This window comes from Halomonas litopenaei (genome assembly GCF_003045775.1).
Taxonomy (GTDB): domain Bacteria; phylum Pseudomonadota; class Gammaproteobacteria; order Pseudomonadales; family Halomonadaceae; genus Halomonas; species Halomonas litopenaei.
Window position 1 is genome coordinate 330,438 of the sequence record NZ_PXNS01000005.1, and the last position, 20,211, is coordinate 350,648.

Annotated in this window: 15 protein-coding genes; 11 read left to right on the forward strand and 4 right to left on the reverse strand. The window is 63.9% G+C overall.

The window, feature by feature from the left end; all coding sequences use genetic code 11:
- Positions 1-183 precede the first annotated feature (183 nt).
- Positions 184-1,992, forward strand: a complete 1,809-nt coding sequence (locus C6W88_RS21650) for a beta strand repeat-containing protein (protein ID WP_197037101.1) — start codon at positions 184-186, stop codon at positions 1,990-1,992.
- 12 nt (positions 1,993-2,004) lie between these two features.
- A complete protein-coding gene (locus C6W88_RS10285) occupies positions 2,005-3,933 on the forward strand; it encodes a YadA-like family protein (protein WP_146164651.1) in 1,929 nt (642 codons plus the stop codon).
- A gap of 187 nt (positions 3,934-4,120) precedes the next feature.
- Here the strand turns inward: C6W88_RS10285 and tsaA are convergent, their stop codons facing one another.
- Entirely contained in the window at positions 4,121-4,858 is a 738-nt protein-coding gene (gene tsaA, locus C6W88_RS10290) for a tRNA (N6-threonylcarbamoyladenosine(37)-N6)-methyltransferase TrmO (protein WP_108132376.1), read from the reverse strand.
- Between the two features lie 283 nt (positions 4,859-5,141).
- Here tsaA and C6W88_RS10295 point away from each other — a divergent pair, with 283 nt between their 5' ends.
- On the forward strand, positions 5,142-5,663 hold the full coding sequence (locus C6W88_RS10295; protein WP_045992833.1) for a GNAT family N-acetyltransferase: 522 nt from the start codon (positions 5,142-5,144) through the stop codon (positions 5,661-5,663).
- A gap of 138 nt (positions 5,664-5,801) precedes the next feature.
- On the opposite strand, the gene nadC is transcribed toward C6W88_RS10295, so the two are convergent.
- Entirely contained in the window at positions 5,802-6,659 is an 858-nt protein-coding gene (nadC, locus tag C6W88_RS10300; protein WP_108132377.1) for a carboxylating nicotinate-nucleotide diphosphorylase, read from the reverse strand.
- Between the two features lie 107 nt (positions 6,660-6,766).
- On the opposite strand from nadC, the gene ampD reads away from it, so the two are divergent.
- The 6 genes from ampD to C6W88_RS10330 all read left to right on the forward strand — a co-directional run bounded on the left by ampD (position 6,767) and on the right by C6W88_RS10330 (position 14,974).
- Positions 6,767-7,324, forward strand: coding sequence for a 1,6-anhydro-N-acetylmuramyl-L-alanine amidase AmpD (gene ampD / locus C6W88_RS10305; protein ID WP_108132378.1), 558 nt, complete (start codon positions 6,767-6,769; stop codon positions 7,322-7,324).
- A gap of 357 nt (positions 7,325-7,681) precedes the next feature.
- Positions 7,682-10,354, forward strand: a complete 2,673-nt coding sequence (aceE, locus tag C6W88_RS10310; RefSeq protein ID WP_108132379.1) for a pyruvate dehydrogenase (acetyl-transferring), homodimeric type — start codon at positions 7,682-7,684, stop codon at positions 10,352-10,354.
- Positions 10,355-10,428: 74 nt separating this feature from the next.
- Positions 10,429-12,465 (forward strand): pyruvate dehydrogenase complex dihydrolipoyllysine-residue acetyltransferase, encoded by a 2,037-nt coding sequence (gene aceF, locus C6W88_RS10315; protein ID WP_108132380.1) that lies wholly within the window; start codon positions 10,429-10,431, stop codon positions 12,463-12,465.
- 289 nt (positions 12,466-12,754) lie between these two features.
- Complete coding sequence (gene adk / locus C6W88_RS10320; RefSeq protein ID WP_045992828.1) at positions 12,755-13,411, forward strand: adenylate kinase; 657 nt, start codon at positions 12,755-12,757, stop codon at positions 13,409-13,411.
- 100 nt (positions 13,412-13,511) lie between these two features.
- On the forward strand, positions 13,512-14,231 hold the full coding sequence (tsaB, locus tag C6W88_RS10325; protein ID WP_108132381.1) for a tRNA (adenosine(37)-N6)-threonylcarbamoyltransferase complex dimerization subunit type 1 TsaB: 720 nt from the start codon (positions 13,512-13,514) through the stop codon (positions 14,229-14,231).
- Positions 14,232-14,257: 26 nt separating this feature from the next.
- Positions 14,258-14,974 (forward strand): class I SAM-dependent methyltransferase, encoded by a 717-nt coding sequence (locus tag C6W88_RS10330; protein ID WP_045992845.1) that lies wholly within the window; start codon positions 14,258-14,260, stop codon positions 14,972-14,974.
- Here the strand turns inward: C6W88_RS10330 and plsB are convergent.
- Positions 14,958-17,402, reverse strand: a complete 2,445-nt coding sequence (gene plsB, locus C6W88_RS10335) for a glycerol-3-phosphate 1-O-acyltransferase PlsB (protein WP_108132382.1) — start codon at positions 17,400-17,402, stop codon at positions 14,958-14,960. The genes C6W88_RS10330 and plsB overlap by 17 nt on opposite strands.
- A gap of 141 nt (positions 17,403-17,543) precedes the next feature.
- Between plsB and C6W88_RS10340 the strand changes: the two genes are divergently transcribed.
- The gene (locus C6W88_RS10340; protein WP_108132383.1) at positions 17,544-18,656 is read left to right on the forward strand and encodes a phospholipase D-like domain-containing protein; all 1,113 of its coding nucleotides are present in this window, start codon (positions 17,544-17,546) and stop codon (positions 18,654-18,656) included.
- A gap of 74 nt (positions 18,657-18,730) precedes the next feature.
- Here the strand turns inward: C6W88_RS10340 and C6W88_RS10345 are convergent, their stop codons facing one another.
- Complete coding sequence (locus C6W88_RS10345; protein WP_108132384.1) at positions 18,731-19,483, reverse strand: YecA/YgfB family protein; 753 nt, start codon at positions 19,481-19,483, stop codon at positions 18,731-18,733.
- A 97-nt stretch (positions 19,484-19,580) separates the two neighbouring features.
- Here C6W88_RS10345 and C6W88_RS10350 point away from each other — a divergent pair, with 97 nt between their 5' ends.
- The gene (locus C6W88_RS10350; RefSeq protein ID WP_045992825.1) at positions 19,581-20,171 is read left to right on the forward strand and encodes a SprT family zinc-dependent metalloprotease; all 591 of its coding nucleotides are present in this window, start codon (positions 19,581-19,583) and stop codon (positions 20,169-20,171) included.
- Positions 20,172-20,211: the final 40 nt, after the last annotated feature.

Below are 20,211 nucleotides of genomic sequence, written 5' to 3' on the forward strand. Positions count from 1 at the left end.
AATGCAGTCCGGGTCGTTGGCAATACCAATAACGTGACCAGCGATTTTTCCGGTGTTTTCGGCTCAAGTAACACGCTGTCATCGACTGCTACTGGTGCCAATGTAGTAGGTCTTCAAAATACCGTCGCCGGCGCCGCTACCAATGTAGTGGGAAATTGGTCGAAAGCGAGTGGCAACTACTCCATGGTGCTCGGTGATTCCGGAGAGGCGTCCGCCAGCAATGCCATTGCCATCGGTACCAATGCCAAGGCCAGCGTGGCCAACAGCGTGGCCTTGGGAAACGGCGCCACCACCGAGGCGGTGGTGGGAACCACCCAGGCTACCATCGCGGGCAAGAGCTACAGTTTCGCCGGTGCGGCACCGACAGGCACTCTGAGCCTTGGCGCGGCGGCAACGACCGATAGCGGGGGCAATGCGGTAGCCAGCGTCGAGCGTACTATTACCCACGTAGCGGCCGGACGGTTAGCTGTCACCAGCACGGATGCCGTCAACGGCAGTCAGCTGAACGCCACCAATCAGGCGCTGGGAGAACTGTCGGAAGGCGTGCAGGCGTTGGGAGATCTGTCAGACGGCGTGGTGGTCTACGACCGCGGCACCGGAGGCACGCTCAATGAGGGCAGCATCACCCTGGCCGGCGATGCCGGTACCCGAATCACCAATCTGACCGACGCCACCCTGTCCACCGACAGCACCGATGCGGTCACCGGTCGTCAGTTGAACGCGACGAATGTGCGCGTGACTCAGAACGAAGGCGATATCGCCAATCTCACCACCAACCTGGGGGATATCGCCGCCGATAGCGCGTACTACCAGGCCAAATCCAGCGGTAGCGGCGCCAGTGCCAGCGGCACCGACAGCCTGGCGATGGGGCCGGCGGCGGTGTCGTCGGCAACCAATGGGGTGGCCATCGGCAATGGCGCGAAGGCCAGCGTCGCCAACAGCGTAGCCTTGGGTAACGGTGCCACCACGGAAGCGGCGGTGGCCACCACCACGGCCACCGTGGCCGGTACTGACTACGCCTTGGCCGGCAGCAGCCCGACCGGTACGGTCAGCGTGGGCACCAGTGGCAGCGAGCGCACCATCACCCACGTGGCAGCAGGTCGACTCTCGGCCACCAGTACCGACGCGGTCAACGGCAGCCAGCTCCATGCCACCAATCAGGCACTGGGGGATCTGTCCGAGGGCGCAGTGGTCTACGACCGCGGTACCGGTGGCACGCTCAATGAGGGCAGCATCACCCTGGCCGGTGATACCGGCACCCGAATCACCAATCTGACCGACGCCACCCTGTCCACCGACAGCACCGATGCGGTCACTGGCCGTCAGTTGAACGCGACCAATGCTCGAGTCAGTCAGAACGAAGGCGATATCACCAACCTCACCACCAACCTGGGGAATCTGGCCGAGGGCGCAGTGGTCTACGACCGCGGCACCGGTGGCACGCTCAATGAGGGCAGCATCACCCTGGCCGGTGATACCGGAACCCGAATCACCAATCTGACCGACGCCACCCTGTCCACCGACAGCACCGATGCGGTCACCGGTCGTCAGTTGAACGCGACCAATGCTCGAGTCAGTCAGAACGAAGGCGATATCACCAATCTCACCACCAACCTGGGCGATCTGTCGGCCGGCGCGGTGGTCTACGACCGTAGCGACGACGGCACGCTCAATGAGGGCAGTATCACCCTGGCCGGTGATGCCGGTACCCGGATCACCAATCTGACCGACGCCACCCTGTCCACCGACAGCACCGATGCGGTCACCGGCCGTCAGTTGAACGCGACCAATGTGCGGGTGACCCAGAACGAAGGCGATATCACCAATCTCACCACCAACCTGGGGGATATCGCCGCCGACAGCGCGTACTACCAGGCCAACTCTTCCGCCAGCGGCGCCAGTGCCAGCGGCACCGACAGCCTCGCGATGGGGCCGGCGGCGGTGTCGTCGGCAACCAATGCGGTGGCCATCGGCAATGGCGCTTCAAGCTAGGTGTTTGGCGGCGTGGCACTGGGCAGCGGAGCGATCGCGAACCGCGAGGTGGCGAAGGTCTCCGGCCAGATCGTCGTGGGCAATGCCACCATTCAGTACAACACTTCGGACGCCGATCTAATGGGAGCGGTCTCCGTGGGTCGGGACGGTGAGTATCGCCAGTTGATCAACATCGCCGATGGTATCGAGGATCACGATGCGGTGACCATGCGTCAGCTCAAGGGGGCCGTGGGGTCGCTCTCGGATACGGGATCGCTGTATTTTCATGCCAACGGGGGAGGGGAAGTCGACGCCCTCGCCACCGGCGAAGGCTCCATCGCCATTGGGCCTGATACCACGGTCAATGGCGATGACGCCATCGGTATGGGGGTGAGCGCCAAGGTGGAGATAGGGGCAGCCGGTGCGGTTGCCATTGGCGACCAGAGCCACACCCTGCTGGAAGATGCGATTGCGGTCGGTAGTACGGCAGTGTCCTCGGGCGAGCAGGCGATGGCCCTGGGTGCTGGAGCCAGCGCCAATCAGGCTATGGATGTGGCGCTGGGGGCCCAGTCGACCTCACAGGAGGCAATAGGCACCGAGTCAGGCATAATCTTCGGTGAACAGCATGAATACGCCGGCACAAACCCCATTGCTACCGTCAGCATCGGTGACGAAGGGCAGGAGCGAACCTTGACCCACCTGGCCGCGGGTCGAATCTCCGCTACCAGTACCGATGCGGTCAATGGCAGCCAGCTCCATGCGACCAATAAGGCGCTTGAGGAAGTGGTGGCGTATGACCACTTCAACGACGGCAGCGTCGACTGGAACCACGTAACCCTGAAGTCGCCTGGTAGAGCCTTCGGCGGTACCGTGCTCGGTAATATTGCGGATGGGTCGCTTTCCGACACCAGTCTAGAGGCGGTCAACGGCAGTCAGCTCCACGCCACCAATGGTCGTCTCACCAATCTTGAAGGCGATGTCGGTGATATCCAGACGACCCTCGACAGCTTGGGGGGCGGCAGTGGCAACCCGGCCCAGAATGTAGTGCAATATGACCCAGATTCCAACCAGGGAAAGATCACTCTGGCTGGTGCCGACGGTGGTACCGTGATCAGCAATCTGGCCGAAGGCGATATCCATCAAGGCAGTACCGATGCGGTCAATGGTGGTCAGATCTGGGACTTGATGGAGGATATCGGCGACCTGGCACTGAGTGGTCAGGACACCAAGTACTTCCAGGCGAATTCGCAGGGAGACGCTGCCACTACCAGTGCTGCAGACACCGTTGCCATCGGAGGTGGCGCCAAGGCACAAGCTGAAGGAGGTGTTGCACTTGGTGATGGCGCTGTGGCCGATAGAGAAGGCATGAAGGGGGAGGAGGAAGCCTTTTCGCACGTGGCGGTGGAGTCATCCAAGGGAGCTGTTGCGGTCGGCAGCGAGGGTGGTGAACGTCAGATCACCCACGTCGCGGGGGGCACCGAGGACACCGATGCGGTCAATGTGCGCCAGCTCAGTGCCGTGCAAGAGGGAGCGGTCAACTACGATCGTAGCGAGGATGGCAGCGTCGACTACCACTCTGTCAGCCTGGGCAATGGCAGTGGCCCCACCCAGTTGCACAACGTGGCTGCCGGTTCGGCACCCACCGACGCGGTCAACATGTCGCAGCTCAACGAACTGAACCGTAAGTTCACTTCCGACTACAACCAACTCGACCACAAGATTGACGAAGTAGAGCGAGATGCCAGTGCGGGGATCGCGGCCCTGGCCGCCATGGGCGATGCCCCCTATGTCGCAGGAAAGCTCACCTATCATGTGGGGACTGGCTACTACAACGGAGAATCGGCACTAGGTGTGAGCGTACGACGAACCGCTGATACTGGCCGCTGGAGTGTCGGGATGGGGATTGGCGCCTCCCACGGTGGCCCAACGATCGGTCTGGGAATCTCCGGGGTCATCGATTGAGACCAGTGGGCAGGTCAAACGAAAACCTGGTCGTTCACCTTGGGTGCGGCTGTGTCGCAAGACACAGCGGTACTGACGGTGTCGCGATCACGGATGGTGATCGGCGTCGATGTGCAATGACAGGGGGCGCGGACGTCGAAGTAGCGGCATATGATGCTGCGGCCAGTCGAGTTGCGAGCATAGCGGGTCAGTCGTTTCGTCCTGGTTCCGGTCGGGTTTCAAGGGCGTCCACGCGAAAGCGCAGGGCGCCCTTGTCGTTTTCGGCGCGAAAACGCACGTTGAAACCTCTCAGGCTGACGCCGTACTGGCGATCGTCGTCACTGCCCTTGCTGCGATAGGCGGGGCGCGGGTCCTGGGCGAGGACCTGGGCGATCAAGCGACGCAAGGAACCATCGTTGTCGCTGCTGGAAAGCACCGCTTCGGCCTCGGCCGAGAACACCACCGGATGCTGCGTCGGCGCTTCAGGTGCAAAACCGGTACGGGCGTCAGGGCGACTCTCGGCCCAGGGCAGGTATGGCTTGATATCCACCACTGGTGTGCCGTCGACCAGATCGGCGCTCTTGAGCACCAGGCTGACGCCGTCGCGCGTATCGACGTCGATCAACTCCACCAGCGAGAGCCCGAGACGGTTGGGGCGGTGGGTGCTGCGGCTGGCAAATACGCCTATTCGTGCATTTCCTCCCAGTCGAGGCGGACGGACCATCGCTTTCCAGTGGGGCGGACTAAGGTGAAAGATGAAGGTCAGCCACAGGTGGCTGAACCCCTCCAGCCCACGCACGGCCATGGGATCGGCGAAGTCGCCCTCCAGCACCAGACGAGCTCTGGCATCTTCTGCAAGCCCTGGCTGACGGGGTACGCCGAACTTGTCCGGGAAGTCGCTGCGTATGGTGCCGATGGGCGTCAGGGTATAGAAGTCGTCGGGCATGATCTGGTGAGGCTCTGATGTCGAGGCGTTGAGGTGGATGCTGTTACATCGATGCTTTGATGTCGAAACTCTGATGACGCAGGAAGTGGCTCAGGGGTGACCTGAATGACTCCAGCAACGTGCTTGCAGGTATCGTGACATGACAAAGCTCCAGTTGGGCATGAAACAGCGTCGCCGGGCATCAGGGTGGTCAGGAGTGTTGGATCGCGCCCGTTATCTGATTAGGCTTGGCGAACCTCGACGCGCCGGATTATCCATCTCCACTCCTGCAGGAGTTCCCTACATGTCCGAACCCAGAATGTCGCAAGCCATGCCGGTCGAGCGACGTTCCCGTATTCACTATCGTGAGGCCCTCGCCAAGGATGGCTCGGATCAGGCCGAAGTGTTCTATCACGCCGTCATGATGGGGGCCAGTCGCCACTACAGTCTGGCCCAGCGTCAGGCCTGGGCTTCGGCGCTGCCCAGGGACGGTTCCGCCTGGCGTGCTCGCCAGGCATTGTTTACTACCCTGGTGGCCGAGTGTGACGGTCGCTGCGTCGGCTTTGTCGAGTTGGACCCCGGTCGCGCGCGCGTCGAGACGCTCTATGTGTGGCCCTCGCTGACCGGCCAGGGCATCGGCGGCCGCTTGCTGTCGCTTGCCGAGGAGCGCCTGAGAAACGCCGGCGCCCGGCGTATGATCATCGAAGCCAGCCTGATGCTGGCAGAGCCACTGCTCGACGCCGGCTGGGAATCCCACGGTGAAGAGTGGGTCGAGCGCGCCGGAGAGCTGCTGCCACGGCTATGCATGAGCAAGCCGTTGGAGTGACCCCCGCTGGAGTGACCCCGCTGGAAAGCCCCCTGAGAGTAATCTCCAGGAGTGCCCCCGAGAGTGCCCTTCAAGAATAGCCCCCAGGCATGGGCCAGGGTCCAGGCCGGGGGATCGCTTGTCGAAACGGGCAGGGCCTCAGCCCGCCGGGCCTTCCTCGACCATGCGCATGGACAGGTCGATGGCCTTCACGTCCTTGGTCAGTGCACCGCTCGAGATGCAGTCGACACCTGTCTGGGCGATGGCTTTCAGCGTCGTCTCGTCGACATTGCCGGACGCCTCCAGCGTCGCCTGGCCTGCGACGCGGCGCACCGCTTCTCGCATGTCATCCAGTGAGAAGTTGTCGAGCATGATTACGTCGGCGCCGGCGGCCAGCGCCTGATCCAGTTCCTCGAAGGTCTCGACTTCCACCTCCACCGTCAGGTCACGCGCGATGCTGCGGGCCTCCTTCACGGCGCCGGCGATGCCGCCGCAGGCCGAGATATGGTTTTCCTTGATCAGGAAGGCGTCGTAGAGGCCGATCCGATGGTTGCAGCCACCGCCACAGGCCACCGCGTACTTCTGGGCGATACGCAGACCTGGCAACGTCTTGCGGGTGTCGAGCAGCCGCACACCGGTGCCCTTGAGCAGGTCGACGTAGTGGCGGGTGCGCGTGGCGGTGGCCGACAGCGTCTGCAGCAGGTTGAGAGCCGCGCGCTCGCCGGTCAGCAGGCTGCGAGCGGGGCCTGCCAGTTCGAGAAAGGGCTCGTCTGGCGTCAGTCGATCGCCGTCCGCGGCATGCCAGGTCAGAGCGACCCGGGGATCGAGGCGGCGGAACAGCTCGTCGACCCAGGCCACGCCGCAGAGTATCGCCGGCTCGCGGCTGATGACGCGGGCCTTGCCCAGATGCTTTTCGGGAATCAGTTGGGCGGTGATGTCCACCGGACCGACGTCCTCGGCCAGCAGGCGAGCGGCACTGTTGCGGATGTCTTCGGCAAGGGCGTCCTGAAAGTGCATGGGTATCTCTGTATTGCGGCGCGTGGAGCCGACATTATAGGGGCACTAGCACCTCGACGTCAGTGGGCGAGGTGACGATCCCATATTCAGACAATGGAGACACCAGCATGCAGTGTCACGACGGGTGGCTCGACGGGGCCAGGCGAGTGCCTTCGCCCAACGTCAATGAACGACCCGAACGAGAAGTATCGGCGGTGGTGGTGCATTCCATCAGTCTGCCGCCGGGGCAATTCGGCGGGGAGCACATCGAGGAACTGTTCACCAACCGTCTGGATCCCGAGGCCCACCCTTACTTCGCGAGCATCGCCGGGCTCAAGGTCTCGGCGCATCTGTTGATCCGTCGCGACGGAGAGTGTGTTCAGTTTGCGCCCTTCGAGGCGAGGGCCTGGCACGCGGGACGCTCCAGCTGGTTCGATGGCCATTGCCTGCGCCGCGAGCTCAACGACTTCTCGATCGGGATCGAGCTGGAAGGGGACGAGATGTCGCCCTATCGAGACGCCCAGTACCGCGCCCTGGCCCGGGTGCTGCACGCGCTGTTTGACGCCTACCCCGAGATCACCCCCCAACGACTGACCAGTCACGCGCGAATCGCTCCCCTGCGAAAGACCGATCCGGGCCCCTCCTTCGACTGGGCGTACCTGCGGCGCTGTTTGCAGCACCGCTAGAGGAAGATGCGATGCATCGTTTCGGCATAGCCTGAGCCATTGCCTTCAGGTCAAACGGTAGTTTGTTTACAAGTGGCTGACTTGAGGCGCTTAAGTCATACCCCCTTTGGGTTAAGCCATTGTGTTGCAGTGCAATATGAGGTAATTGAAAAATATTTCCATAGCTGCTTCAATTGGCAGTGCAGGGCGTTTGAGGTATCTTCTTGCCCAATCGTGCTCGTTTGGCACGGACATTCTAGTAATATTACTACATGCCTGACGCTGCGAGGCGGGCGGGGAATCACTCCTCTATCCCGCTCGCTCATTGGCCTCGATCGTGGGGCAATGGACCCCCATCGTCATTCGGAGAGACGTTCTATGAGTCTTGGTTCAAGAGAAGATCTCGATCCGGTCGAAACCCAGGAATGGTTGGATTCCCTGGAGTCTGTTCTGGATCGTGAGGGCGAGGATCGTGCCCGGTACCTGATGACGCGGCTCGCCGACCGTTATCGCCAGGACGGCATGCAGGTGCCCTTCTCGGTCACCACCCCGCATCGCAACACCATTCCGGTGCACTGCGAGGCCCCGATGCCTGGCGATCTGTTCATGGAGCGTCGTATTCGCTCGGTGATCCGCTACAACGCCATCGCTCAGGTCATTCGCAACAACAAGGCGAAGCCGGGACTGGGTGGCCACATCGCCAGCTTCATGTCCTCTGCGACTCTCTACGACGTGGGCTTCAACCATTTCTTCCGTGCCCCTAACGGCGACTTCGAAGGCGACCTGATCTACATCCAGGGTCACGTGGCACCGGGCATCTACGCCCGCGCCTACCTCGAAGGCCGGCTGACCGAAGAGCAGATGGACAGCTATCGCCAGGAAGTCGATGGCAACGGCCTGTCATCCTATCCGCACCCGTGGCTGATGCCGGAGTTCTGGCAGTTCCCGACGGTTTCCATGGGTCTGGGCCCGATCCAGGCGATCTACCAGGCCCACGTCATGAAGTACTTGCACTCCCGCGAGCTGCACGACATGCAGGATCGCAAGATCTGGTGCTTCATGGGCGACGGTGAGTGTGACGAGCCGGAATCCCTCGGCGCCATCCACTTGGCCAGCCGCGAGAAGCTCGACAACCTGATCTTCGTCGTCAACTGCAACCTGCAGCGTCTCGATGGCCCGGTGCGCGGCAACTCCCGCATCATCGACGAGCTCGAGGGTGTCTTCCGCGGTGCCGGCTGGAACGTGCTCAAGGTCGTCTGGGGTCGTCACTGGGACCCGCTCTTCGAGAAGGACAAGAAGGGCATGCTGCAGAAGCGCATGGATGAGGCGGTCGACGGCGACTACCAGAACTACAAGGCCAACGGCGGCGCCTACACCCGTGAGCATTTCTTCGGCAAGTACCCGGAGACCGCCGACCTGGTCAAGGACATGTCCGACGAGGACATCTGGAAGCTCAATCGCGGTGGCCACGATCCGTTCAAGGTCTACGCGGCCTACCACGAGGCGACCACCAACCCCAACGGCCGTCCTACCGTGATCCTGGCGCATACCGTCAAGGGCTACGGCATGGGTGGCGGCGACGGCGAGGCGGCCAACGAGGCGCACCAGGTCAAGACCATGGAGTACGAGGCGCTCAAGCGTTTCCGTGATCGCTTCGGCATCCCGATCTCCGACGACCAGCTCAAGGAGGTGCCGTACTACAAGCCGGACGACGATTCGCCCGAAATGAAGTACATGCACTATCGGCGCGAACAGCTGGGTGGCTATCTGCCGAGCCGTCGCAACGACTTCGAGGCGCTCGAGATTCCCGGCCTCGATGACAAGACCTTTGCCTCCCAGACCGGCGGCTCCAAGGGCCGCGAAGTGTCCACCACCATGGCCTTCGTGCGGATCCTGAACGGCCTGGTCAAGGACAAGAAGATCGGCAAGCGGGTGGTCCCGATCATCCCCGACGAGGCGCGTACCTTCGGTATGGAGGGTATGTTCCGTCAGCTCGGCATCTACACCTCCGAAGGCCAGAAGTACGAGCCGGTCGACAAGGGGCAGATCATGTTCTACCGCGAGGATCAGAAGGGTCAGATCCTCGAGGAAGGCATCACCGAGGCCGGCGCCATGTCTGCCTGGATCGCCGCGGCCACCTCGTACTCGAATAACAACACCACCCTGCTGCCGTTCTACATCTACTACTCGATGTTCGGCTTCCAGCGGATCGGTGACCTGGCCTGGGCCGCCGGTGACATGCAGGCTCGCGGCTTCCTGTGCGGTGGTACCGCCGGTCGTACCACGCTCAACGGCGAGGGCCTCCAGCACCAGGACGGTCACAGCCTGCTGCAGGCAGCGATGATTCCGAACTGCCGCACCTATGACCCGACCTACGGGCACGAAGTCGCGGTCATCGTGCAGGATGGTCTGAAGCGGATGTTCTCCGACAAGGAAAACTGCTTCTACTACCTGACCCTGATGAACGAGAACTACGAGCACCCCGAGCTCGAGGAGATTCCCGCCGAGGACATCATCAAGGGCATGTACCTGCTGCGCGAGACCAAGGGCAAGAAGGGCCACGTCCAGCTGCTGGGCTCCGGCACCATCCTGCGCGAGGTCGAGGCGGCTGCCGAGATGCTGGCCGAGGAGTGGGGTGTGGGCTCCGACATCTGGAGCGTGACCAGCTTCAATGAGCTGCGCCGCGAGGCCCTGGGGCTCGATCGTCAGGCCTTCATCAACCCGGATGCCAAGCCCGAGAAGCCTCACGTCACCAAGTGCCTGGAAGGGCGCAAGGGCCCGGCGATCGCCTCGACCGACTACATGAAGCTTTACGCCGATCAGGTCCGCGCCTGGGTCCCGACCGACTATCATGTACTGGGCACCGACGGCTACGGTCGCTCCGATACCCGCGAAGCGCTTCGCCGGTTCTTCGAGGTCGACCGCTACTACGTCACCGTGGCGGCGCTCAAGGCGCTGGCAGATCGTGACGAGATCGACCGCAAGGTCGTGGCCGAGGCACTCAAGAAGTACGACATCGACCCGAACAAGCCCAACCCGCTCGAGGTGTAAGGCATCGGTTGGAATGTCCGGTGGCATGGCGGGCCGGTGGCCCGCCTCCGTCAAGAGTTTGAAGGAGCGCGACCTTGAGTAGCGAAATCATCAAAGTGCCCGATATCGGTGGTGACACCGATGTGGAAATCATCGAAGTCGCGGTGTCCGAAGGTGACGTGATCGAGCCGGAAGACACCCTGATTACCCTGGAATCCGACAAGGCCAGCATGGACGTGCCGGCGCCCAAGGGCGGCAAGGTCCTCAAGGTTCTGGTCAAGGAAGGCGACACCGTCTCGGAAGGCGATGACATCGTCGAGATCGAGGCCGAAGGTGGTGGCGACGCCGACGAGGATGCTGACGCCGACGCCGATTCGGCTGAAGAGTCGCAGGCCGATTCCGGCGGCGACGAGCAGGAAGCGCCCAAGTCCGACGACAAGCCGGCACCGAAGAAGAAGAGCGGCGGTGGCAGCAAGACCGTCGAGATCAAGGTGCCGGACCTGGGTGGCTCCAGCGACGTCGAGATCATCGAGGTGGCGGTGTCCGAAGGCGACGAGGTCGGCGAGGAAGACACCCTGATCACCCTGGAGTCCGACAAGGCCTCCATGGACGTGCCGAGTCCTCATGCGGGCAAGCTGGTCAGCCTGAACGTCAAGGAAGGGGATACCGTCTCCGAAGGTGACGTCATCGGCTCCATGGAAGTCGCCGGTGAAGGCGATGACGCGTCTGCCGATGCGTCTGCCGATGATAGTGCAGCCGAGTCCGCCGAAAGCGCGCCGGAAGAGCAGGACGAAGAGGACGATTCCGACGAGGAAGCCGCCGAAGGTGGTCGTCAGGAGGTTCGTGTCCCCGACCTGTCCGGTTCCAGCGACGTGCCGATCATCGAGATGGCCGTCAGCGAAGGTGACGAGGTGGACGTCGAGGACGCCCTGATCACCCTGGAGTCCGACAAGGCCTCCATGGATGTGCCGAGCCCCTTCAAGGGCAAGGTGGTCGAGCTGTCGGTGAAGGAAGGCGACAGCGTCTCCGAGGGCGACCTGATCGGCTATATTGAGGTCGCCGGCGCGGCGCCCAAGAAGAAGGCGCCGAAGAAGGACGCTCCCAAGAAGGACGCGCCGAAGAAGGACGCCCCGAAGAAGGATGCACCCAAGCAGCAGGCGGCATCCGGTCAGGGCTCTGCGGTGGCCGACAAGCCGCGTGATGGCAAGGATGTTCACGCCGGCCCCGCGGTGCGCATGCTGGCCCGCGAACTGGGTGTCGACCTGGCCCTGGTGAAGCCCTCCGGTCCCAAGGACCGAGTGCTCAAGGAAGACGTGCAGAACTACGTCAAGCAGGCCATGGCCAACCAGGGCAAGGGCAAGAGCGACGCCGCTGCGGCACCTGCTGCCGGGGGTTCGGGCATTCCGCCGATCCCGGATCAGGACTTCAGCCAGTTCGGCGAGATCGAAGAGAAGCCGATGGGCCGCCTGATGAAGATGGGCGCCAACAACCTGCATCGCAGCTGGGTCAATATCCCCCACGTGACGCAGTTTGACGAGGCGGACATCACCGAGCTCGAGGCCTTCCGCAAGTCGATGAAGGCCGAGGCGGAAGCCCAGGGCGCCAAGTTGACTCCGCTGCCGTTCATGATCAAGGCGTGCGCCCATGCCTTGAACAAGTACCCGCAGTTCAACGTCAGCCTCAAGGCCGACGGCGAGACCGTGGTGCAGAAGAAGTACGTGCACATCGGTATCGCCGTGGATACGCCCGATGGCCTGATGGTGCCGGTGATCCGTGATGCCGACAAGAAGTCGCTGATCGACCTGGCCAAGGAGTCGGTGGAGCTGGCCAAGAAGGCCCAGTCGAAGAAGCTCAAGCGTGACGAGATGACCGGTGGTTGCTTCACCATCTCGAGCCTGGGCTCCATCGGCGGTACCGCCTTCACGCCCATCGTGAATCCGCCTGAGGTGGCGATCCTCGGGGTCTCCAAGGCGTCGATGAAGCCGGTATGGAATGGCGCGGAATTTCAGCCGCGACTGATGATGCCGCTGTCGCTGTCCTACGACCACCGTGCGGTCAACGGTGCCGATGCTGCGCGCTTCACCGCGCTGCTGGGGCAGTTGCTGACCGACGTGCGTCGCCTGTTGCTGTAATTCCGGCCGAACGCGAGAACAGAACGGCGCCGCAAGGCGCCGTTTCTCGTCCTGCCGTCGCCTCTGTCGGCGTGCCGCACGGATGTGCCAGGCCGGGCGAATCGTGACGCTTTGATGACTCCTGACCAAAGTGCAATCTAGATGCCAGCAGCTTGATGTTAAACGCTTTTTCTGCAGGTTTTCGGTGAGTTGCGAGTAACCTCAGGTTGTGTCGCCAAGACGGCACGGGTATTGTTCGCTTAACCCATTCTTCACCCCGACTTTTCGCTTTCTCGAAGGAGTTCCAACGATGCGTTTGATCCTCTTGGGTGCCCCGGGTGCCGGCAAGGGCACCCAGGCCCAATTCATCTGTGAGCGCTACGATATCCCACAGATTTCCACTGGTGACATGCTGCGTGCAGCGGTCAAGGAAGGCAGTGAACTGGGCCTCAAGGTGAAGGAAATCATGACCACCGGTGGACTGGTGTCCGATGACATCATCATCGCCCTGGTCAAGGAACGCATCGCCCAGCCGGACTGCGCCAACGGTTTCCTGTTTGACGGCTTCCCGCGCACCATTCCCCAGGCCGATGCCATGAAGGAAGGCGGCGTCAAGATCGATCACGTGCTCGAAATCGCCGTGGCCGATGAGGAAATCGTCAATCGTCTGGCGGGTCGTCGGGTCCACCCGGCATCTGGCCGCGTCTACCACGTGGACCACAATCCGCCCAAGGAAGACGGCAAGGATGATGTGACCGGCGAGGCGCTGGTTCAGCGTGATGATGATCGCGAGAATACCGTGCGCAATCGGTTGTCGGTCTACCATGAGCAGACCGAGCCGCTGGTGGGCTACTACCAGCAATGGGCCCAGCAGGCGCCCGAAGATGCCCCCCGCTATCATCGCGTGGAAGGCGTGGGCAGTGTCGACGACATTACCCGCCAGGTGCGCGAGGCCCTCGAAGGCTGATCTACCGCACCACGCTTGCTGCAATCGACTCACGGCCCGCCCCAAGGCGGGCCGTGAGTCGTTTATAATGTGCCGGATTCACTACCAGGATGAGCCTGACATGACCTTGATTGTGGCCCTCGACGCCTCTTCGAGCGCCTGCTCCGCGGCCCTGCTGCGTCGCCAGGAGGGTAGCCCGGACGAGGTGATATCGCGTTTTGCGCAGACCCCGCGAGAGCATACCCGCCGCCTGTTGCCGATGGTCGACGAAGTGCTGGCCGAGGCCGGAGTGGCGGCCAGCGAGCTGGACGCCGTGGCCTACGGGCGCGGTCCTGGTTCCTTCACCGGACTGAGAATCGCCGCGGGTGTGGCCCAGGGGCTGGCCTACGGGCTGGACCGGCCGCTGGTCGGTGTGTCGACGCTGGAGGCACTGGCGCTGGGTGGCCACCTGCGCCATCGCTATCGCTACATGGTCACCGCGCTGGACGCCCGCATGGGCGAGATCTACGTCGGCGCCTGGCGGGTCGAGGATGGGCGGCCGTTGGCACTGATGGACGAAGCGGTGCTGCCGCCCGAACGGCTGGTGCTGCCCCGCGAGCATGAAGACCATGATTGGGTGGGGCTGGGGTCGGGCTGGGCGCTGTGGGATCAGATGCCCGCCGAGATCCAGGCCAGCCTCAATCTGACCGTGAGTGATGTCGATCCTGCCGCCGAGGACATGGTGCGTCTGGCCGCCGAAGTCTTTGCTGCAGGCGATGCCCAGCGTCCCCACGACGCCCAGCCCGTCTATCTGCGCGACCAGGTGGCCTGGAAGAAGACCGAGCGAAAGGCGCGCTCGTGAGCGTCCGACTGAGCCCTGACCTGGCGCTGCCCTTCGTGCTGGACACCGACCCCGAGGCGGCGCTGGCGCTGGAACGGGATGACCAGGGCAGGTTGGTGCTGGTCGGCGACGAGGCCCGCTATGGCAAGCCACTGTGGGTGGACTTCGTCGGTGGGCGCGCCGGCCACCGGCGGCGTTTTGGCGGTGGGCGCGGTCAGCTGGTGGCTCGGGCCTGTGGTCTGGCCAAGGGCGTCACCCCGAGCATCATCGATGCCACCGCGGGTCTAGGCCGTGACGCCTTCGTGCTGGCGAGCCTGGGCGCCGAGGTGCTGTTGATCGAGCGGGTAGCCGCCATTGCGGCCCTGCTGGATGACGGACTCCGGCGTGCGCGGGAGGATAGCGACACTCAGGAAGCGGCGGCGCACATGCACCTAGCCCATGGCGACAGCAGTCGTGAGCTTGGCGCCATCGTGGCAGCGGCCGGGGTAGCCCCGGAGGTGATCCACCTGGACCCGATGTTCCCCCACCGCGACAAGTCGGCCCTGGTCAAGAAGGAGATGCGGCTGTTTCGCGAGTTGGCCGGGGACGATGACGATGCGCCTCGGCTACTGGAAGCGGCGCTGGACGTCGCCAGCCACCGCGTGGTGGTCAAGCGTCCGCGCAAGGCGCCTGCCATAGCAGGCCCCGAGCCGAGGCATCGACTCGAGGAGAAGACCAGCCGCTACGACATCTACGTGCACCGCTCGCTCAAGGCTGAGCGCTGACCTCTGAGGGAGCTTCGACGGCCTCCTCGCGGTGACGGCTGATCAACGCCAGGCGCCGCCGCAGCGAGGCGTCGAGCAGGCGTGAGGCCCGCTGGGCCGCGCGCTTGAGGCACTCGTCGAAGTGCAGCCGGTCCTGCTCGAGCCACACCCAGCCTTCGTGCTCGAGGGTGTCGATCAGGGTCTCGAACAGCTTGGGATCGAAGAACTCCGGCGCCTCGCGACCGCTGAGCAGACCAAGTCGCTCCGACAGCGCACGCGAGCGCTCCTTCAGGGTGGCCCGGTCCAGTGCCCCCGATCCGGATCGCAGCAGCACCTCGATCAGCAGGGCGTTGCGCTCCAGCGATGGCTGGATCATACGCCCGATCAGTTCGAGGCGTTCTCTGCCTTCGAGACTTTCCACCGGGGTAAAGCCTTCGCCATGGCGCTCCAGCAGCCCCAGGTCCACCTGAACGGCAAGAATGGCCGCGAGGCGTTCTTTCATGTTCGCGCTTTCATCGACACAGAACTCCCGGGCCAGTGGCGGCCAAAGCGGCGTCAACAGGTCGCAGAGTTCGTGCAGGCTGCGTTGGTGGCGGCTGCGAAAGGCAAAGGCAACCAGCGCCGGCAGGGCGAACAGATGCAGCACGTTGTTGCGATACCAGGCCAGTAGTGCCGCCTGCTCGGGCGTGGTGCTGACGATGTCTCCCAGGCTATGGGCGTGGCGCTCGACCATGCCCAGGTCCACCGCCCTGGCGATGCAGGCTTCCGGAGACTCGTCGGGCAGGCTGGGTCTTTCGCCGCAGGCGGGGCTGTCGGCCAGGCGACAGAGCAGGGCAAGCTGGTCGGTCAGGGTGGCGTACTCCAGGGCGCGGTGCGGGGACGAGAGTAGCGCGAGGCCTGTCAGGTTGATGGCATTCAGCGCCGCCACCCGATTGATGCGCCGGGTCAGGGATCTGCCAAGCGTGGTGACCGTCGGTGCCAGCCAGTCGGGGCGCGGCGACTCGTCGTCTCGCCAGCCGGGGGCGTGGCTATCGAGAAAGCCCCCGATGGGCAGCGGCTCGCCGATATTGACCGATACCCGGCCGTAGGGCTCGCGCAGACGTCCGAGCACCCGCAGCAGATCCAGCGGGGACTCCTTGCGCTTCTTGCCACCGCCCAGTTCGCGCTGGTAGCTGGAGTTCTCGAGAATACGCTCGTAGCCGATATAGACCGGAACAAAGACCATCGGCCGCTCGTCGACCCGCTGGCAGCGCAGGAAGGACCGCAGTGTCATCGCCAGCATGCCAGGACGAGGCGTGAGCATGCGACCGCTGCGGGAACGACCGCCTTCGATGAAGTACTCCATCGGATAGCCCCGGGCCAGCAGGCGGTGCAGATATTCGTTGAACACCGCGCCGTAGAGGCGGTTGTCGCGAAAGCTGCGACGCAGGAAGAAGGCGCCACCACGTCTCAGCAAAGGGCCGATCAACGGCATGTCAAGGTTGCGTCCTGCGGCGATGTGGGGCGGCATCAAGCCTTCGCGGTAGAGCACGTAGGACAGCAGCAGGTAGTCGATATGGCTGCGGTGGCAGGGCACGTAGATCAGGGTGTGATCCTCGGCCAGGGCCTTGACCTCTTCCAGACCATTGACGTCGACGCCGTCGTAGAGCCGGTTCCACAGCCGCTTCAAGGCGCCGGCCAGAAAGCGCAGCACCGGATAGGTCATGTTGGCGGCGATCTCGTGGCCATAGCGTCTGGCGCGTCGCTTGAGTCGTTTGCGTGAGCTGGCCTTCTCTGCCAGTTGGTCGATCTCCCGACGCACCTCGTCGCTTGCCACCACTCCCTGGATCATCGTGCTGCGGTGCGACAGGTCCGGCCCCAGTACCCGCGTACGCACCCGGCGAAAGTGTACCCGCAACAGCCTTGCCGCCTTGCGGTTGGTGCGTGGGGCGTCACCGTCATGCAGTTCTTCGAGGTGCAGCGGGGCGCCGAACTGGATTTCCACGTCGCGGCCGTTGACCAGCACCGACAGCGCTCGCCGCAGTCGTCCGGTCAGGCGCCAGCTGTCCGCTGCCAGCAGATGCCAGAGACCGAAGTCCTTGCCCGGGGCTCGCCCCCAGAACACACTGACGGGCACCAGCTGTATCCGGGTGTCGCTGGTGATCAGCTCGGTGAAGGGCGCGACACCGGTGGCTTGGCCCGGCCACAGCCGGAACCGGCGTGCCGGCAGCGCCACGCAGCGCGGCAGGTTGCTGTCGGGCAGCGCCAACCGGCCACGCGCCGGGGGCAGGCCATGACGTTGGCAGTAGCTGTCCAGCAGCAGGGCGTCGCTCAGCGAGGGGCGCGGTAGCACATAGAGCGTCGGCAGCTGCGGATCCAGCGCCAGTTTATCCGGCGTCGGTTCCGCCAGCCGAACCTCGGTCCACAGTTCGATGAGTCGGCGCAGCGGTGCGCGAAGCATGCCAGGCATAGCAATTCCGTTGTTCGGGGCAGTAGGCGAGGACCGTCTGCGGGCCATCCATGTCGTGCCGTCAGTATAACGATCGGGTAGGGTGGCGCCATGATCTGCTTGATATCCGCTTGATGTAACACCGCCAGGGAGACGTGCAGCATGACCACCGCGTGGCGACAGCATAATCGCGTCGATCTATTGCCGGAGGCCGATCGCTTCCTGCCGGCGCTGTTCGAGGCGGTGGCCGAGGCCCGTCAAAGCGTGCTGATCGAACTTTATCTGATGGAGTCCGGCGAACTGGCCGACCGCGTCATCGAGGCGCTGGTGGCCGCATCGCAGCGCGGCGTCGCCGTCTATCTACTGTTGGACGGTTTCGGCGCCATGGGGCTTTCAGGCCAGGATAGAGAACGCCTGATCGCATCCGGCGTGTGGTTGCGGGACTTCAACCCGCTGGGCTGGCACTCGCTGGGACGCAACGTCAGTCGTGATCATCGCAAGCTGGTGGTGGTGGATCAGCGACTGGCCTTTACCGGGGGCTTTGGCGCCGTCGATGAGTTCCTGGCGGCCTGGTTCGAGGTGGCCGTTCGTGTCGAGGGCCCGGTGGTGGACGACTGGGTGGCACTGTTTGCCCAGGTGTGGAACTCGCCGCTGACCAGAGGCGCCCCGCAGGCGCCGGCGCTGCCGTCGCCGAGTGGCGAGAGGCGCCATGACCCTGGAGTCAGGGCACGGGTGATCTGGGGGCGGGGGTACCGCTTTCAGGCCATTCGCCACTCACTGCAGGAGCGAATCGCCCGCGCCGAACGGCGCCTGTGGCTGTGTACGCCCTACTTTGTGCCCACCCTGGGGCTGAGGCTCAGGCTGCAGCGTGCGGCGCGCAAGGGCCGCGACGTGCGCCTGCTGCTGCCGGGGCGGGACCACGACCATCCCGGCATCCGCTACGCTGGGCAACGCTTCTACACTCGGTTGCTGCGGGCGGGTGTGCGCATCTACGAGTTCCAGCCCAGCTTCATCCACGCCAAGTTTGTGGTCGCCGATGACTGGGTCAGCCTGGGTTCCTGCAACTTCGACCACTGGAGCTTGCAGTGGAACCTCGAGGCCAATCAGGAGGTCGAGGACGCCGTCCTGGCCGACGAGGTCGCGGCGCTGTTCGAGCGCAATTTCGCGGCGAGTCGGGAGATCACCCGGGAAAGCTGGGCGCGCCGCTCCTGGTGGGCCAGGATCAGGACCTGGCTGTACGGCACCCTTGATGGCTGGCTGACCCGCTTGCGCTGAGGCGCCGGCTATCGCTTGCTCCGGTGCTGACCAGCGCCTGGCCTGTGACGCGCTATCGCTTGGCCTGTTATTCGCTATCGCTTGCCTTTGGGGCCTTTGGCCTGGGGTCTGCCCTGGCCGCTCTTGCTCTTGTTGCCTTGCCCCTTGTTGCCTTGCCCCTTGTTGCCATGACCCTTGTGGCCTGCCTTGCCACCCCTGCCGCCGGCTGGCGCCTTGCCGCGGGGCTTGGGCTTGGGGGTGTCCGGCGGTACCCGGAAGTGCAGGTACAGATCCAGCACCAGTTCCGGCAACTGACCGACCAGGCGCTCGAGTCGCTCGCCTTCCCCGGCCAGATCGGCCATGTCGGGCTCGTCGGCGAACAGTCCCGACAGCGCCATGAAGGGCAACAGCAGTGTGGCCACGGTTTCTTCATCGCCCTCGAACCAGGCGGCCTCGTCGAGGAAGACGCCTTCCATGAAGCCGGCACACCAGTCGCCGATGGGCGTCTCTTCCGACGCCATGCCGTCCAGCGTCAGCTCGAAGGGCAGTTCGGGAAGACCGCCGCCTTCCAGCACGCCGATAGCGTTGGTCCTGAGCTGCTCGAGCAGGCCCAGGATGATCTCCCTTTCCTGGTCGCTTTCGAACTCGGGGGTGCCGTGAAACAGCTCCGCGACCCAGGCGGCAGCCTCGACATCCCGCGGCGCCACCGCCAGCGCGACCAGGAAGCCGTGGGCGCCGATCAGGTCCAGCGCATCGGGACCGGCGCGCTCCTCGAGAAAGTCATCGAGCAGGTCCAGAGCGTCGTCTTCGAGCAAGGGGAGGGGGAGCGGCGTTTCGGCGTCGGACATGGGGCGCTCACTTGGCGAGGGGATGACTGGACGGTGGTCTTTACCGTCCCCGTTCGAGGCGGCATTCTAGCACTCCTTTACCTACTCTGACTGCGTCATGACCTCGACCCGGCCATCAATTCGCCCGCGCGCTCGCGGTGACTCTCCCACCCCGGTGTTGCCCGACGTCGACGACGCCTGGCTTCAGTCACTCGACGTCGCTGCCCTGCGCCAGGCGCTGATGGCAAGAGTCGTGGAGGCGGTGGCGCTGTGTCGTGACTATCATCCTGGGCTGCCGGAGCCGAAGGTGTGGTGCGATCTGCGCGGCAAGGGCGCAGGGCAGGCCCACTTCGGTCGCGGCGGACTGCGCTTCAATGGCCAGTTGTTGGAAGAGAACCGCCACGCCTTCTTCACCGAGGTGGTGCCCCACGAGGTGGCCCACTGGCTGGTCTGGCACCTGGAAGATGGGCCTACCTTTCGCCCCCATGGCAGGGAGTGGCAGACCGTCATGCTCAGGCTGTTCGGCTTGGCCCCCCGGGTCACCCATCGCTTCGATACCGCCCGCTCGAGCCCTGTCCCGTATCGCTATCGCTGCGCCTGTCGCGAGCACGGATTCTCGGCACGGCGTCACGCCAACGCCCAGGCCGGTCAGGAGTATCGCTGCCGGCACTGTCGCGGCCGACTGTGCCTGGTTGGGAAGAAGTGCTGAAATTTGCGCTTAACCTCTTGTTATAAAATAAAAAAATAGT